The organism is Streptomyces sp. NPDC026522, from assembly GCF_055567555.1.
This window is the reverse complement of record NZ_JBVHQF010000002.1, coordinates 226,772-241,314: the sequence shown is the minus strand read 5'-3', so window position 1 is coordinate 241,314 and position 14,543 is coordinate 226,772. Positions and strand designations below refer to the sequence as shown.

Here is a 14,543-nt window from a genome sequence, read left to right as displayed (position 1 = left end):
CGATGCCGGAGCTTGCCGTCCCCGGTGCCGCTCACGGCCTACGATGATGCCCTCGACCCAGCCCACGGGAGGCCCGGAACGTCCCCAGCACCCGTCGAGCACCCTGAGTACGCCGACGACGAGAGGCCGCCGACCCTCCTCGAAGAGGCCGCCCGGCTCACGGAGCAGAACCCCGGCTACCGCGTCGAGATCATCGGAGGCATCCTCACCGTTACCCCACCGCCGCCCCGCATTCGCTCGTCCTGACCGAACTCATGCTCCCGTTCCTGAGCGCGGGACTGCACGGGCCTGACTGCAAGGTCGCGCAAGGCATCGGCCTCTGGCTGGCCGGTGGGCCCGAGGACTACCCGATCCCGGACCTCGCCGTGGTCGACGGCGACATCAAAGACCACCTGCTTGAGCACAACTGCTACGACCCGGTGGCGTTCCGCCTGGTCCTGGAAGTGACCTCGTCCAATTACAACGACGACCTGAGCGCCAAGGCCATTGCCTACGCCCGAGCCCAGGTGCCGGTCTACGTCATCGTGAACCGTAAGCACGAGCGGGTCCATGTTCTGACCGACCCCGTCCAGGGTGAGTACAAGAGCCACCGCATCCACGCCGCGGGAGAGCTGGCGACCCTGCCCGACACGCTGGGCGCCAAGGTCACCCTCGACGCATCCGAGCTCCTGGAGGCCGGCCGACAGCCCAAGAAGCGGCCCCGGGCCGCCGAGCCGGAGCGGGAGGGCTAGGACGCCGCCACGAAGCCGGTGAAGGCGCCCCAGGCCGCCGGGGTGAGCGTCAGGACGGGGCGGGTGGTGTCCTTGGAGTCCCGGACATGCACGGCGGACGGGCAGGCCGCGACCTCCACGCACTGACCGCCGTCACCACCGCTGTAGCTGCTCTTCTGCCAGGACATGGCCACCTCGACGCACTCGCCGCCGGTGCCGTCGCTGTAGCTGCTCTTGAACCATGCCAGTCCGGTGTTCATCGCTCTCCCAGCAGCCGCTCGATCCGCTGCGCCGAAGCCCTCGGGCTCAACGCCACTCCTCGAATGTTCGCATGCCGTTGCACCATGTCGCTGACCACCAACCGGTCTGAGAGCACCCAGCTTTGGCCCTGACCTTCCAAGTACCCCAACATGCGGCGTTCAGGCGTCTCCGCGATCGTCATGGGTCCCGTCGCACCCACGACCTCCTCGCATTCGAGCGGGACGAGCTGGATGCGCACATGGGGCAGACGGCCGCATGCGAGCAGGTGTCGGAGCTGCTCCCGCCAGACTGTGTCTCCTCCCACTTTGCGCCGCAGGAAGGTCTCCTCCAGTACGAAGCACAGCACCGGCGGCGGGTCCCGGTACAAAAGCGCTTGGCGGTCCAAACGGGCAGTCAGCCGACTCTCTATCTCCGCGGCAGCGACGGGTGGCCAGTGGTCCACAAACACCTGGCGCGCGTACGCCTCGGTTTGGAGCAGGCCATGTAGGACGTGGGTGGAGTAGACCCACAGGCTGACCGCCTTCGCCTCGATAGGCGCAAAGTTCCTGAACTGCGGCGCGTACCGCTCCTCCTCCAGGTACGGAACCGTCGCCTTCAGCAGGCCCTCCCCGCCCAGGACGTCGTCCACCTTCTCGATCGTCTCGGCGTCCATCGCCCGCTCGCCCCGCTCGAACGCCCCGATGGTGGACGGAGAGAAGTTGGTGTCGCCGCCCAACTGCTGCCGCGACACCCCCCGTTTCTCACGGAGCGTGCGCATCTGGGCTCCCAGGCCGCGGCGGAGCGCCGACGGGAGGGGTTCACTCGGGTTCACAGGCTCGGTCATCGGCTTCACGGCCCTTCACAGATCGCCGTCTGTGACGGCGCGACCACTGTTCAGGCTAGCTCCGGGCCGTCACCCTCTGTGGTGTGAACGAGGAAATCTCCCCCCGCGCGTGGGCCCCGGACTGGGTTCCCGAGGCCGGCTTCCAACTCCGGCTCGCCGGGGTGCACTTCGATGCCGTCCGCATTCAGGGTCAGCTCGGCGAGGAAGTCGCCAAGCGGCTCAGCCGGCTCACCGACCACGACCCCGGGCCCGTCGTCTACGAGCTCAACGGCTTCCGCTGGATGTACTTCCTGCTGCCGCCCGGCACCGCGCGGGAGCGGTGCTGGCCCTCGTACGCCCAGCGGTACAGCTCGCGCACCCGGCCCGCCGCCGCGTACGTCGGGGTGCCCGCCCTGTACGGGACGACCTGGCCGCTGGCCTGGCGGTCGTTGCCGACGCCCGGGGCTCCGCACGTCGATCCGGAGTTGCTGGAGAAGGCGATCGGGATGATGCCTTGAACCTGCCGCTTGAACCTGTTCAAAAAGAGGTCTACAGTCAGCCCCGTCAGCAGTTGAACACGTTCAAAGGGGCTGGGGCATGGACCTCACCGTGGTCGCGTACGTCATCTACCTGGTCATCAGCATCGGGCTCACCATCTGGGTCGCCCGGACCCTGACCCGCAACGGCCGCGTCTTCATAGCCGACGTCCTCCAGGGCAACGAGAAGCTCGCGGACGCCGTCAACCACCTCCTGGTCGTCGGCTTCTACCTGGTGAACATCGGCTTCGTGACCCTCTACCTGCGCTCGGCCGAGACCATCACCGAGGCCCGCGGCCTCTTCGAGGCGCTCTCGGTGAAGCTCGGCGTCGTCCTGCTCGTCCTCGGCGTGATGCACCTCGGCAACGTGTGGGTGCTCAACAAGATGCGCCGCCGCGGCATCATGGAGCGCCAGCAGACCCCGCCGGTCGCCCCCCAGGGGTGGACCGCCCCGGCCGGGGCCTGAGCCCCGATGGCCGCGGCGAGCGCGCCGATCCGGCACCTGACCGTCCTCTACGACGCGAACTGCCCGCTCTGCGTGCACATCCGGCACTGGCTGCTCGGACAGCGGTGGCTCGTACCGCTGCGGCTGGTCCCCGCCGGATCGTACGAGGCGCGGCAGCGGTTCCCGGGCCTGGACCACGCGGCGACGCTGCGCCGGATCACCGTGGTCGGGAGCGCGGGCCAGGTCTGGACCGACACCGATGCCTTCATCGTGTGCCTGTGGGCCCTGGCCGAGCACCGGCCGAGGGCCAACTGGCTCGCCACCCCGGCGGGCCGGCCCTTCGCCCGGGCCGCCATGTACACCGCCTCCGCCTGGCGGGCCGCGGTACGTACGAACGGCGCGGCGGGGGCGGAAGAACCGGCCTGTGACGACCAGTGCGCAGTACCCCGATAGGGTCGTACACCGTGACCGATCAGAAGGCTCCGAAGAGCGAACAGACCCGCACCCTCATCCTCGAAACCGCCCTCCGCCTGTTCCAGGAGCGCGGCTTCGACAAGACGACCATGCGGGCCATCGCCAAGGAGGCCGGGGTTTCGGTCGGGAACGCGTACTACTACTTCGCTTCGAAGGAACACCTGGTCCAGGGGTTCTACGACCGGATCGGCGCCGCTCACCAGGCGGCGGTCCGGCCGATCCTGGACAGCGAGACCGACTTGCAGAAGCGCCTCGCCGGTGTGCTGACGAGCTGGCTGGACATCGCGGCGCCGTACCACGAGTTCGCCTCGCAGTTCTTCAAGAACGCGGCCGACCCGGAGAGTCCGCTCAGCCCCTTCTCGCCCGAGTCTGAACCCGCCCGCAAGGCGGCGATCGACATGCACCGCGAGGTGCTGGCGGGCGCGAAGACGAAGGTGCCGGAGGAACTGGCCGACGTACTGCCCGAGCTGATGTGGCTCTCGCAGATGGGACTCGTCCTGTACTGGGTCTTCGACCGCTCGCCCGACAGCGAGAAGACCCGCCGGCTCGCCGAGCGCGGCGCGCAGCTCACGACGCGGGGCATCGTCCTCGCCCGGTTCCGGGTGCTGCGGCCGCTGGTGCGGGAGGTCCACGAACTGTTCGCGGACTTCCTGCCCGGCATGGCGCAGACGGCGGTCTCCCGCAAGAAGCGCGCCTCCGACCCGTACCCCGGCGAGGGGTCGTAGCCGGCGGCGGGCCGCTGCGTCAGAGCCAGTTGAGTTCCGACAGGCGCCAGACGCCCGTACCGTCGGAGAGGTACTGCGCTCCGCTGACGGCGTCGCGGGACATCACGTAGTCCTTCTTCTGCCAGATCGGCAGGATCGGGATCTGCTGGGCGACCAGCTTCTGGAGTTCGCGGAAGTCGGTGGCGGCGTCGCCCCGGTCCGAGTGTCCGCGGGTGCGGGCGATCAGGTCGTCCACCGTCTTGTCGGAGTAGCCGTTGTTCATGCTGGAGCCGGTGGCGACGAGCGGGGCGATGAAGTTGTCCGCGTCCGGGAAGTCGGCGATCCAGCCCAGGGTGTAGGCGTCGAACTCGCCCGCCGCGTACCGCTTCTGGTAGTCCTGGAACGTGGCGACCGTCTTGATCTTCACCTGGAACAGGCCGGTGGCGGTGAGCTGCTTGGCGATCGCGTCGGCTTCCGCGACGTTGGCGCCCCGCTCGTTGACGCCCAGGGTCAGCGGCACCGGGGCGTCGATCCCGGCGTCCTTGAGGATCTTCTTGGCCGTCGCCTCGTCGGGCTTGGGGTAGGTGTCGAAGAACGGCGTGCTGTGTCCGGCGACGCCGGCCGGGACGAGGGAGTAGAGCGGGGTGACCGTGCCCTTGTGGATTTCGGCGGCCAGCTTGGAGCGGTCCAGGACGGCGGCCACGGCCTGGCGCACGGCGGGCTTGGCGACGGTCGATCCGGGCCGGACGTTGAAGATCATGATGCGGGTCTCGGTGCCGCCGGAGACCTGGTAGCGGGTGTCTTCCAGGCCCGGGCCGAGGCCCGCGAGCACCTCGGGCGGCATGTCGCGGTGGGCGACGTCGATCTTCCGGTCCGTCCAGGCCTTGTTGAGTTCGTCCGAGCCCTTGAAGTACTTGACGGTGACGGGGGCGAGGGCGGGCTTGGCCTGGCCCTTGTACGCCGGGTTGGGCTTGAGCTCAGCGCTCGCGCCGGCCTCGTACCCGGCCAGGGTGAACGGGCCCGAGCCGTCGACCTTGGTGCCCTCGCGCAGCCCCTTGGCCGGGTAGACGTCCTTGTCCACGATCGAGGCGGCGCCCGTCGCGATCTTGAAGGGGAAGGTGGCGTCGGGGGCGGAGAGGTTGAAAGTGACGGTGCGGCCGTCGGCCTTGACCGACTCCAAGGTGTCGAAGAGCGAGGCCGGGCCCTGGTCCGCCTTGATCGTCTTGATCCGGTCGAAGGAGAACTTCACGTCGTCGGCGGTGACCGCGCGCCCGTTGGAGAACTTCACCTCCGGGCGGAGCTGGCACTGGTAGGTGGTGAGCTTCTGCCCGACGAACGCGCACTCGGAGGCGGCGTCCGGGACCGGGGTGTCCGAGCCGGGCTTGATGGTCAGCAGCGACTGGTAGACGTTGCTGAACAGGGCCCAGGAGCCCGCGTCGTACGCCCCGGCCGGATCGAGGCTGGAGACGGAGTCGCTGGTGCCGACCCTGAGGGCGCCGCGGCCCTCGCCGTCGGGCATCAGCTGCCACGCCGCGACGCCGCCCGCCGCGACGAGGACGAGACCGGCCGCGATGATCTTCGGTCTGGCAGACCGCATCCCCTGACCCCGCTATTCACACTAGGCGCTCCGATTATCGGTCACCCAATCACGGAATACCGGCCACCGGAAGGCCCGTTATGCCTGCTCAGGCCTGGTATGAGGCTAGTTCGACCACCGTGATGTCCGACGGCGCGCCGACCCGGACGGGCGGCCCCCAGGCGCCCGCGCCGCGCGACACGTACAGCTGGGTGTCCCCGTACCGCTCCAGTCCGGCGACGGTCGGGTTCGCGAGTTCGGCGATGTAGTTGCCCGGCCAGAGCTGGCCGCCGTGGGTGTGGCCGGAGAGCTGGAGGTCCACGCCGTGCCGGACGGCGTCGTGGATGACGATCGGCTGGTGGGCGAGGAGCACCGCGGTCCGGGTCCGGTCGCGGTCGCCGAGGGCCGCCCGGAAGTCGGGGCCGTGGCCCTCGCTCTCCCCCTGGACGTCGTTGACCCCGGCGAGGTCGAAGTACGGCAGGGCCCGGCGGGCGTTCTCCAGGGGCTGGATGCCGAGCTCGCGGACGTGGTCGACCCACTGCTGGGCGCCCGAGAAGTACTCGTGGTTTCCGGTGACGAAGAAGGAACCGTGCCGGGCCCTGAGCCCGCGCAGGGGTTCGGCGGCCGGGCCGAGGTCGTGCACGTTGCCGTCGACGAGGTCGCCGACGATGGCGATGAGGTCGGGCTGGGTGCGGTTGACGGTGTCGACGATGCGGGTGGTGTGCGCCCGCCCGAGGATCGGGCCGAGGTGGATGTCGCTGACGACGGCGATCCGGAAGCCGTGCGCGGCGCGCGGCAGCTTGGCCAGCGGCACCTGTACGCGCTTGACGCGGGGCCCGCGCAGCACCCCGTACGTCCCCGCGCCGACGGTGCCGAGGGCGGCGGCCGCCGCGGCCCCGCCGACCGTGCGCGCGACGAACCGCCGCCGCGTGAGGTCGGCGGAGGTGGCGGCGGGCCCCGGGGCGGCGGCCGGCTCGGCCGCCGGGGGCGCGGCAGCCGGTACGGGGGCGGGCGCGGGTACGGGGGCGGGCGCGGGCGCGGCCTGCCGGGCGGCGGACCGGCGGAGCCAGATCCGGCGCACCGGCTCGGCCACCAGCATCGCCAGCGTCAGGTACAGCAGCACCGCCAGCCACATGAACCCGGGCCAGGCCACCGCCCGCTGGAGCCAGAACGGCGCGCCCGCGTGCCCCGCCACCAGCGCCGCGACGGCGAGCACCGGCAGGGCGAACGCCAGCACGGTGCCCGCCCGGCGGGCCGGTCCACCCGGTCGGGTGGTGTCACGGACCAGCCGGGCCCACAGCCACCGGTGCACCAGGGCCAACAGGAGCAGTACCGCGAGCGCGACCGCCGCGAAGACGAATACGGTCATCGTGACTCACGCCGCAGCGCCCGCACGCCGCGCAACCCGATCACCCCAACGGCCGTCCCCAGGAGAAAGGACGTCACCGCGAGGAGAAGGTGGACCCAGAAGTACGCCGTAGGGTCACCGGCCGCGTCGAAGGACAGGCCGCTTCCGTTCTTCCACAAATTCCGGACGAAGGTCACCCAGATGAACCAGCTCCACACTCCGAAGGCGAGCAGGAACCAGGAGGCGGCGCGGCTGAGTTTCATGCCCTCAGTATCGGTTTCGCCGTCCGGACGGACACGCCGGGGTGGGCTGTACCGGCGGTGGCTGCGGCGGGTTGACCTGCCCGTGGCTGCGGTCGGCCCATCGGGATGTACGTTCACCTGCGTGTCTGCAAAGAAGACCGCGCTGACGGTCCTGTCCGCCGCGCTGCTGGTCCCCGCCATGCTCTCGGCCCCCGCGCACGCCGACCCGGCGGCGCCGTCGGCGCGGCCGGCGCGGCCGGCGGACGGGAAGGGCAAACGCCAGGCACCCGCGCCGCCCTCCTCGATGTCCAGCGTCGGCGGCGCCGCGCTCGGCCAGCCCGGCACCCAGGTGAACCTGCTGCCCGGGGCGCCCGCGCTGCCGGCGAACCTCACGGGGCGGTCCTGGATCGTGGCGGACGCCGATACCGGCGAGGTGCTGGCCGCGCACAACTCGCACTGGCGGCTCCCGCCGGCCTCCACGATGAAGATGCTGTTCGCGGACACGGTGCTGCCGAGCCTCCCCAAGGACCAGGTGCACAGGGTGAGCGAGCAGGAGATGGCCGACGTCGGGGCGGGCAGCAGTCTGGTCGGGGTCAAGGAGGACGCCGAGTACACCGTCCACGACCTGTGGCTCGGGGTCTTCCTACGGTCGGGCAACGACGCGGTGCACGTGCTGTCGGCCATGAACGGCGGCATCGAGAAGACCGTCAAGGACATGCAGGCGCACGCCGAGGAGCTCCAGGCCCTCGACACGCACGTGGTCTCCCCCGACGGGTACGACGCCCCCGGTCAGGTGTCGAGCGCGTACGACCTCACCCTCATCGCCCGCTCCGGCCTCCAGAAGCAGGACTTCCGCGAGTACTGCGGCACCGCGAGCGCCCAGTTCCCCGGCAGGCAGGAGGGGGGCAAACCGCGCGACTTCTTCGAGATCCAGAACACCAACCGGCTGATGACGGGAGCGGGCGGCATCTCCCCGTACAAGGGCATCGCCGGGGTGAAGAACGGCAACACCAGCATGGCCGGTTCCACCTTCACCGGCGTGGCCCAGCGCGGCGACAAGAAGCTCCTGGTCACGGTGATGAACCCGGACGCCGGCGGGATCAATTCGGTGTACGAGGAGACCGCCGAGCTCTTCGACTGGGGCTTCGCGGCGGCCGGGAAGGTCAAGCCGGTCGGGGAGCTGGTGCCGCCGAAGAGCGCGGACACCAAGTCGAAGGGCGCGCCCGCCCAGTCGCACGAACAGAAGCAGGCGGCGGCCGGCGCCGACCCGGGCGACAGCGGTCTGGGCACTGCGCTGGGCATCGCGGGCGGGGTGCTGGCCGCGCTGGCGGGTGGCGCGTTCGCCTTCAACCGGCGGTGGCCGCCGGGCCGGCGGGGCCGCCGCTCGCCGGACGAGGACCTCGTGTAGGGGCGGCGGGGCCGCCGCCGTCACGCGCGGCGTTCTCGGCGCGCGCGTCGTCCGTCCCGGCGGGGTCGGGCTCGGTGGCCGGCTCCGGGTCCGCGTGGCCGGTGGCCGTCCACGCCGCGCAGAACAGCAGCAGCTTGGCCGTGAAGTTGATCCAGAGCAGCAGGGCGATCGGCACGCCGAAGGCCCCGTACATGCTCTTCCCGGCGACCTCCCGGATGTATCCGCTGAGCAGCAGCTTCAGCAGCTCGAACCCGGCCGCGCCGATGAGGGCCGCCTGGATCAGCCGGCCGCGCGGCGGTTCGACCCCGGGGAGCAGGGTCAGCAGGTAGAGCAGCAGCAGGAAGGCGGCCACCACGCCGACCAGGAAGGCACCCGTACGCAGGACCACCCCGCCGGCGCCGTGCCGGGGGACGCCGAGCAGGTCGCCGAACTTGCCGACCGCGCTGGACCCGACGATCGAGGCGGCGGCCGAGGCCAGTCCGGCGCCGCCGAGCCCGAGCAGCACCAGCGCGTCCTTGCCCTTGCGGACGACGGGGTTGCCCTGGTCCTCGTCGTCCTTGTCCCAGACGGCGCGCAGGCAGTCGCGCATCGAGCCGACCCAGCCGATGCCGGTGAGGAGCAGCAGGCCGCCCGCCACGAGTCCGACGGTGCCCGCGTTCGCGACGAGCGTGTTGAGGTCGAGCTGGTCGGAGATGCCGGGGACCTGCTGGGCGAGGGTGTGCTGGAGGCGGTCCAGCTGCTCCTGGCTGAGGAGCGCCGCGCCGACGGCGGCGGCCACGGTGATCAGCGGGAAGAGCGCGAGGAAGCTGATGAAGGTGATCGCGGCGGCGAGCCGGGACCAGTGGACCCGGTCGAGCCGCTCGTACGAACGCCAGGCGTGCGTCCGCATCAGGGCTGCCGCCAGCGGCCCGATCAACGGGATCTTCGTCAGCCAGTCCATGGGGTCACCGTCAGCCAGTCAGGAGGTCACCGTAAGTGGAATGCCGGAAATAGCCGGTATTGCACCACTTTGGGACTACGGTCGTCGATTGTGACTTTTCGCCATGCGCACTCGATGGGGCGCCCGTTTCACGCCCTGGTCCTACGGAGGCTCAGGTTCGGCACGGTCCAGGCCCTGCGGCCGCTCCGTCAGGAACGCCGTATGACCGCTTCGGCCGTCTCGTTCGCCGGCGAGCCCGACTGCGCCGGAAAGCCCGCCGGGCCGGGCCCGAAAGGGTACTCGCGCAGCTTCCGCCAGACGCCGTCCGAGCCCTGCTCGTAGAGCGCGAAGCCGCCGCACAGCCACTCGGCGGAGTAGTCGGCGAGCGTGCCGAACGCCAGGTCCATCGCTTCCTCGGAGATCCCGTGGGCGACGGTCACGTGCGGGTGGTACGGGAACGCCAGCTCCCGGTCGAGCGGCCCTTCGGGGTCGCGCAGCCGGCCCTGGAGCCGGGTGCAGCCGGCGCCGCCCTCCGCGACCTGGACGAAGACGACCGGGGAGAGCGGACGGAAGGTTCCCGTGCCCTCCAGCCGCATCGCGAAGGCGCGGAAGCCCGCCGCGACCTCGGCGAGGTGGGCCCGGATCGCCGGGAGCCGGTCTCCGTCCACCTCGGTGGGCGGGACGAGGGTGACGTGCGTGGGGATGCCGTGCGCGGCGACGTCCCCGAAGCCCGCGCGCAGCTCCTGGAGCTGGCTGCCGTAGGGCTCCGGGACCGCGATCGAAACGCCGAGCGTTACGGTCCCCACGTTGTCTCCTCCGTCTGTCACTTCCGTCTGTGGCGGTCCGCCTCAGTGTGGCGGTACCGACCCCCGGACCGCCAGGGCTGTCGCCGGTCAGTGCTTGGCGGGCAGGAAACCGAGTCGGTCGTACGCCTGCGCCAGGGTCTCGGCGGCGACCGCCCGGGCCTTCTCCGCGCCCTTGGCCAGCACCGAGTCCAGGGTCTCCGGGTCGTCCAGGTACTCCTGGGTGCGCTGGCGGAACGGTGTGACGAAGTCGACCATCACCCCGGCGAGGTCGGTCTTGAGCGCGCCGTACCCCTTGCCCTCGTACGCGGCTTCGAGGGCGGGGATGGACTCGCCCGTGAGGGTGGAGTAGATCGTGAGCAGGTTGCTGACGCCGGGCTTGTGCACGGCGTCGAAGCGGATCTCGGCCTCGGTGTCGGTGACCGCGCTCTTGATCTTCTTCTCGGTGACCTTGGGCTCGTCGAGGAGGTTGATCAGGCCCTTGGGGGACGACGCGGACTTCGACATCTTGCTCGCCGGGTCCTGGAGGTCGTAGATCTTCGCGACCTCCTTGACGATGTGCGCGGCGGGCAGCGTGAAGGTCTGGCCGAACCGCTGGTTGAAGCGCTCGGCCAGGTCGCGGGTGAGCTCGATGTGCTGGCGCTGGTCCTCGCCGACGGGGACGGCGTTCGCCTGGTAGAGCAGGATGTCGGCGACCTGGAGGATCGGGTACGTGAAGAGGCCGACGGTGGCGTTGTTGACGCCGCCCTTGGCGGACTTGTCCTTGAACTGGGTCATCCGGCTGGCCTCGCCGAAGCCGGTGATGCAGTTCATGACCCAGCCGAGCTGCGCGTGCTCGGGGACGTGGCTCTGGATGAAGAGCGTGCAGCGCTCGGGGTCCAGGCCGGCGGCGAGCAGCTGGGCGGCGGAAAGCCGGGTGTTCGCGCGGAGGTCCTTCGGATCCTGCGGCATGGTGATCGCGTGCAGGTCGACGACCATGTAGAAGGCGTCGTGCGTCTCCTGCAGGGCGACGTACTGGCGGATGGCACCGAGGTAGTTCCCGAGGTGGAACGAACCGGAGGTGGGCTGGATGCCGGAGAGCGCGCGAGGACGATCAGAAGCCATGGCTTCATTCTCTCAGGTGCGGGGGCGGGCTCGGCGCCGCCGCTGGCCGGAACCTTCCGCCGGGCGGCGCCGCCGCCGGTCCGCTGCCGCGGTACCGCCCGGTAGCACCCCGACCGGATCCCACCCCGTCCGAGCGACCGCTTTCCCCGTACCGGGGCCGCCGTACCCCCCGACGCGCTCTCCGGCGGGCCAAATCAGCCTCGCCGGCGTTTGAGGCGTGGGCCCGGGCGTAGCCCGGTGCCCGGCGGAGCCGGGTTTCCTGGGGCTCCGCCCCAGACCCCGCGCCTCAAACGCCGGCGAGGCTGGATTGGCGGACCCCCCGCATCAGGCGCCGGGGAGGCCGGATTGGCGGACCCCCCGCCTCAAACGCCGGGGAGGCCGGAATGGCGGACCCCCCGCCTCAGGCGCCGGGGAGGCTGGATGGCGGGCCCCGGTGTCAGGTCAACGCCGGCGAGGCTGGATTGGCGGGCCCGCGCATCAAACGACGGGGCGGGGCGATCGTCAGGACAGGGGGAGGCCCGGGGCCGGGAAGGCGGACATCAGGGTTGAGACCTCGCCGCGGATCGCGGACAGGGCGCGCTCGTCCGACGCGGCCGCCGCGGACACCGCTCGCGCGATCCACTCCGCCACCACCGGCATGTGCTCCACCGACAGCCCCCGCGACGTCAGCGACGGCGTACCGATCCGGATCCCCGACGGGTCGAACGGCTTGCGCGGATCGAACGGCACCGTGTTGTAGTTCACCACGATCCCCGCCCGGTCCAGCGCCTTCGCCGCCACCTTCCCCGGCACCCCCCGCGACGTCAGGTCCAGCAGGATCAGGTGGTTGTCCGTACCCCCCGACACCAGGTCGAAGCCCCGCTCCAGCAGCGCCGCGGCCAGCGCCTTCGCGTTGGCCACGACCGCGTGCGCGTACGTGACGAACGCCGGCTGCGACGCCTCGTGCAGCGCCACCGCGATGCCCGCCGTCGTCTGGTTGTGCGGGCCGCCCTGGAGACCCGGGAAGACGGCCTTGTCGATGGCCTTCGCGTGCTCCTCCCGGCACATCAGCATCGCCCCGCGCGGCCCGCGCAGCGTCTTGTGGGTGGTCGTGGAGATGACGTCCACGTGGCCCGCAGGGCTGGGGTGCGCCCCGCCCGCGATCAGGCCCGCGATGTGCGCGACGTCCGCGACCAGGACCGAGCCCGCCTCCTTGGCGATCGAGGCGAAGGCCTCGAAGTCGATCGTGCGCGGCAGCGCGGTACCGCCACAGAAGATGATCTTCGGGCGCTCGGCGAGCGCCAGCTCCCGCACCGCGTCGTAGTCGATCCGCCCGGTCTCCGCGGAGACCCCGTACTGCACGCCCCGGAACCAGGAACCTGTCGCCGAGACGCCCCAGCCGTGCGTGAGGTGCCCGCCCATCGGCAGGGCCATGCCCATCACCGTGTCGCCGGGCTCCGCGAAGGCCAGGTACACGGCCAGGTTCGCCGGGGAGCCGGAGTACGGCTGCACGTTCGCGTGGTCCACCCCGAACAGGCCCTTGGCCCGCTCGATCGCGAGGGCCTCGACCCGGTCGATGTTCTGCTGGCCCTCGTAGTAGCGGCGGCCCGGGTAGCCCTCGCTGTACTTGTTCTGCAGGACGGTGCCGGAAGCCTCCAGCACCGCCGCGGACACGTAGTTCTCGCTCGGGATGAGGCGGAGCGTCTCCGCCTGGAGGGTTTCCTCGGCCGCGACGAACGACGCCAGCTCGGGGTCGGTCGCGTACAGGGCGGGATGGCGGGGCGCTGTCATGGCGGTCCTCCGGGGTCGATGTCTGGTCTCGTCCCCGCGAGGCCCAGGCGAGCGGCCCTGTGTGCGGTCCTGCGCGCACGACTCCCCCAGAGTCCGTTCTCCGTGCGCCAGTCGCCGTGCGTACCGACCACCTTAGCGGGCGCGCCACAAGAAAGGTTTCTCCGTCCGGTATACGAGCGAACATGGAAAGTGACGCCACCCTCGTCGACTGCCTGACGGACGATCGGAGACCCCGTGTCGAAGACTGCTGATGCCATCCGCACCGCCGACGCGCACAGCGCGCACAACTACCACCCGCTCCCGATCGTCGTCGCGACGGCGGAGGGCGCGTGGATGACCGACGTGGAGGGCCGCAGGTACCTCGACATGCTCGCCGGCTATTCGGCGTTGAACTTCGGCCACGGCAACCGCCGTCTGATCGACGCCGCCCGCGCGCAGCTGGAGCGGGTCACGCTCACCTCCCGCGCCTTCCACCACGACCGCTTCGCGGACTTCTGCACCGAACTCGCCGCTCTGTGCGGCAAGGAGATGGTGCTGCCGATGAACACGGGCGCGGAGGCCGTGGAGACGGCGGTCAAGACCGCCCGCAAGTGGGGGTACGAGGTCAAGGGCGTGCCGGACGGCCACGCCAAGATCGTGGTGGCGGCCGACAACTTCCACGGCCGGACCACCACCATCGTGTCCTTCTCGACCGACCACGAAGCCCGGGACCACTTCGGGCCGTACACCCCCGGCTTCGAGATCGTCCCGTACGGGGACCTCACCGCCCTCTCCCACGCCGTGACCTCGAACACCGTGGCCGTGCTGCTGGAGCCGATCCAGGGCGAGGCGGGCGTCCTGGTACCGCCCGCCGGCTACCTCCAGGGCGTACGGGAACTGACGCGCGAGCGGAACGTCCTGTTCATGGCGGACGAGATCCAGTCGGGCCTCGGCCGTACCGGCGAGACCTTCGCGTGCGCGCACGAGGGGGTCGTGCCGGACGTGTACATCCTCGGCAAGGCGCTGGGCGGCGGCGTCGTCCCCGTCTCCGCCGTGGTCGCCGACCGGGACGTGCTCGGGGTGTTCCGCCCCGGCGAACACGGGTCCACCTTCGGCGGGAACCCGCTCGCCTGCGCGGTCGCCCTGGAGGTGATCGCGATGCTGCGGACCGGCGAGTACCAGCAACGCGCCACCGAACTCGGCGACCACCTGCACCGGGAGCTGAACCTGCTGGTGGGCAGCGGCGCGGTGACCGCCGTACGGGGCCGCGGGCTGTGGGCGGGCGTGGACATCGACCCGGCGCGCGGTACGGGCCGGGACATCTCCGAGAAGCTGATGGAGCTGGGCGTGCTGGTGAAGGACACCCACGGCTCGACCATCCGGATCGCCCCGCCGCTGGTCATCAGCAAGGAGGACTTGGACTGGGGCCTGGACCAGCTGCGGTCGGTGCTCGCGGTCTGAG

General features: G+C 70.9%; 15 protein-coding genes, 1 pseudogene and 1 riboswitch. Of the genes and pseudogenes, 7 read left to right on the top strand and 9 right to left on the bottom strand.

Annotation, left to right across the window (positions count from 1 at the left end):
- Positions 1–24 precede the first annotated feature (24 nt).
- Positions 25–731: pseudogene (locus ACZ4M3_RS05630) on the top strand (Uma2 family endonuclease).
- Here the strand turns inward: ACZ4M3_RS05630 and ACZ4M3_RS05625 are convergent.
- On the bottom strand, positions 728–970 hold the full coding sequence (locus tag ACZ4M3_RS05625; RefSeq protein WP_467730358.1) for a DUF397 domain-containing protein: 243 nt from the start codon (positions 968–970) through the stop codon (positions 728–730). The pseudogene ACZ4M3_RS05630 and the gene ACZ4M3_RS05625 overlap by 4 nt on opposite strands.
- Entirely contained in the window at positions 967–1,728 is a 762-nt protein-coding gene (locus tag ACZ4M3_RS05620) for a helix-turn-helix domain-containing protein (RefSeq protein ID WP_467730357.1), read from the bottom strand. Before ACZ4M3_RS05620 ends, ACZ4M3_RS05625 begins: the two co-directional genes overlap by 4 nt.
- A gap of 149 nt (positions 1,729–1,877) precedes the next feature.
- Here ACZ4M3_RS05620 and ACZ4M3_RS05615 point away from each other — a divergent pair, with 149 nt between their 5' ends.
- From ACZ4M3_RS05615 to ACZ4M3_RS05600, 4 genes are all read left to right on the top strand, one after another.
- Positions 1,878–2,291, top strand: a complete 414-nt coding sequence (locus ACZ4M3_RS05615) for a hypothetical protein (RefSeq protein WP_467730356.1) — start codon at positions 1,878–1,880, stop codon at positions 2,289–2,291.
- Positions 2,292–2,370: 79 nt separating this feature from the next.
- Positions 2,371–2,775, top strand: a complete 405-nt coding sequence (locus ACZ4M3_RS05610) for a hypothetical protein (RefSeq protein WP_467730355.1) — start codon at positions 2,371–2,373, stop codon at positions 2,773–2,775.
- Positions 2,776–2,781: 6 nt separating this feature from the next.
- Positions 2,782–3,207: a thiol-disulfide oxidoreductase DCC family protein gene (locus tag ACZ4M3_RS05605; RefSeq protein WP_467730354.1), complete on the top strand. Its 426-nt coding sequence runs from the start codon at positions 2,782–2,784 to the stop codon at positions 3,205–3,207.
- Between the two features lie 11 nt (positions 3,208–3,218).
- Positions 3,219–3,953 carry a TetR family transcriptional regulator gene (locus ACZ4M3_RS05600; protein WP_467730353.1) on the top strand — a complete coding sequence of 245 codons (735 nt, stop codon included), beginning with the start codon at positions 3,219–3,221 and terminating at the stop codon, positions 3,951–3,953.
- A 19-nt stretch (positions 3,954–3,972) separates the two neighbouring features.
- Here the strand turns inward: ACZ4M3_RS05600 and ACZ4M3_RS05595 are convergent, their stop codons facing one another.
- The 3 genes from ACZ4M3_RS05595 to ACZ4M3_RS05585 form a co-directional block, all read right to left on the bottom strand.
- Positions 3,973–5,529, bottom strand: a complete 1,557-nt coding sequence (locus ACZ4M3_RS05595) for an ABC transporter substrate-binding protein (protein ID WP_467730352.1) — start codon at positions 5,527–5,529, stop codon at positions 3,973–3,975.
- Positions 5,530–5,617: 88 nt separating this feature from the next.
- Entirely contained in the window at positions 5,618–6,877 is a 1,260-nt protein-coding gene (locus ACZ4M3_RS05590; RefSeq protein WP_467730351.1) for a metallophosphoesterase, read from the bottom strand.
- Positions 6,874–7,119, bottom strand: coding sequence for an SCO4848 family membrane protein (locus tag ACZ4M3_RS05585; RefSeq protein ID WP_136217236.1), 246 nt, complete (start codon positions 7,117–7,119; stop codon positions 6,874–6,876). The genes ACZ4M3_RS05590 and ACZ4M3_RS05585 overlap by 4 nt, the downstream gene beginning before the upstream one ends.
- A 121-nt stretch (positions 7,120–7,240) precedes the next feature.
- On the opposite strand from ACZ4M3_RS05585, the gene ACZ4M3_RS05580 reads away from it, so the two are divergent.
- Positions 7,241–8,506, top strand: a complete 1,266-nt coding sequence (locus tag ACZ4M3_RS05580) for a D-alanyl-D-alanine carboxypeptidase family protein (protein WP_467730350.1) — start codon at positions 7,241–7,243, stop codon at positions 8,504–8,506.
- On the opposite strand, the gene ACZ4M3_RS05575 is transcribed toward ACZ4M3_RS05580, so the two are convergent.
- From ACZ4M3_RS05575 to ACZ4M3_RS05560, 4 genes are all read right to left on the bottom strand, one after another.
- Positions 8,445–9,446, bottom strand: a complete 1,002-nt coding sequence (locus ACZ4M3_RS05575; protein WP_467730349.1) for a YihY/virulence factor BrkB family protein — start codon at positions 9,444–9,446, stop codon at positions 8,445–8,447. The two genes, ACZ4M3_RS05580 and ACZ4M3_RS05575, sit on opposite strands and share 62 nt — an antisense overlap.
- Positions 9,447–9,634: 188 nt before the next feature.
- Positions 9,635–10,231 carry a 2'-5' RNA ligase family protein gene (locus tag ACZ4M3_RS05570; protein ID WP_467730348.1) on the bottom strand — a complete coding sequence of 199 codons (597 nt, stop codon included), beginning with the start codon at positions 10,229–10,231 and terminating at the stop codon, positions 9,635–9,637.
- Between the two features lie 87 nt (positions 10,232–10,318).
- The gene (trpS, locus tag ACZ4M3_RS05565; protein ID WP_467730347.1) at positions 10,319–11,332 is read right to left on the bottom strand and encodes a tryptophan--tRNA ligase; all 1,014 of its coding nucleotides are present in this window, start codon (positions 11,330–11,332) and stop codon (positions 10,319–10,321) included.
- Between the two features lie 501 nt (positions 11,333–11,833).
- A complete protein-coding gene (locus tag ACZ4M3_RS05560; RefSeq protein ID WP_467730346.1) occupies positions 11,834–13,102 on the bottom strand; it encodes a serine hydroxymethyltransferase in 1,269 nt (422 codons plus the stop codon).
- Between the two features lie 34 nt (positions 13,103–13,136).
- Positions 13,137–13,227, bottom strand: a riboswitch (ZMP/ZTP riboswitch).
- A gap of 109 nt (positions 13,228–13,336) precedes the next feature.
- Here ACZ4M3_RS05560 and rocD point away from each other — a divergent pair.
- Positions 13,337–14,542: an ornithine--oxo-acid transaminase gene (gene rocD / locus ACZ4M3_RS05555; RefSeq protein ID WP_467730345.1), complete on the top strand. Its 1,206-nt coding sequence runs from the start codon at positions 13,337–13,339 to the stop codon at positions 14,540–14,542.
- The last annotated feature ends 1 nt before the right edge of the window (position 14,543 follow it).

Excerpts from the sequence above, each read along its gene's own strand:
- trpS (WP_467730347.1), bottom strand. The coding sequence starts at position 11,332 with ATGGCTTCTGATCGTCCTCGCGCGCTCTCCGGCATCCAGCCCACCTCC.
- ACZ4M3_RS05620 (WP_467730357.1), bottom strand. The coding sequence starts at position 1,728 with ATGCGCACGCTCCGTGAGAAACGGGGGGTGTCGCGGCAGCAGTTGGGC.
- ACZ4M3_RS05610 (WP_467730355.1), top strand. The coding sequence starts at position 2,371 with ATGGACCTCACCGTGGTCGCGTACGTCATCTACCTGGTCATCAGCATC.
- ACZ4M3_RS05590 (WP_467730351.1), bottom strand. The coding sequence starts at position 6,877 with ATGACCGTATTCGTCTTCGCGGCGGTCGCGCTCGCGGTACTGCTCCTG.
- ACZ4M3_RS05575 (WP_467730349.1), bottom strand. The coding sequence starts at position 9,446 with ATGGACTGGCTGACGAAGATCCCGTTGATCGGGCCGCTGGCGGCAGCC.
- ACZ4M3_RS05560 (WP_467730346.1), bottom strand. The coding sequence starts at position 13,102 with ATGACAGCGCCCCGCCATCCCGCCCTGTACGCGACCGACCCCGAGCTG.
- ACZ4M3_RS05605 (WP_467730354.1), top strand. The coding sequence starts at position 2,782 with ATGGCCGCGGCGAGCGCGCCGATCCGGCACCTGACCGTCCTCTACGAC.
- ACZ4M3_RS05595 (WP_467730352.1), bottom strand. The coding sequence starts at position 5,529 with ATGCGGTCTGCCAGACCGAAGATCATCGCGGCCGGTCTCGTCCTCGTC.
- ACZ4M3_RS05585 (WP_136217236.1), bottom strand. The coding sequence starts at position 7,119 with ATGAAACTCAGCCGCGCCGCCTCCTGGTTCCTGCTCGCCTTCGGAGTG.
- ACZ4M3_RS05625 (WP_467730358.1), bottom strand. The coding sequence starts at position 970 with ATGAACACCGGACTGGCATGGTTCAAGAGCAGCTACAGCGACGGCACC.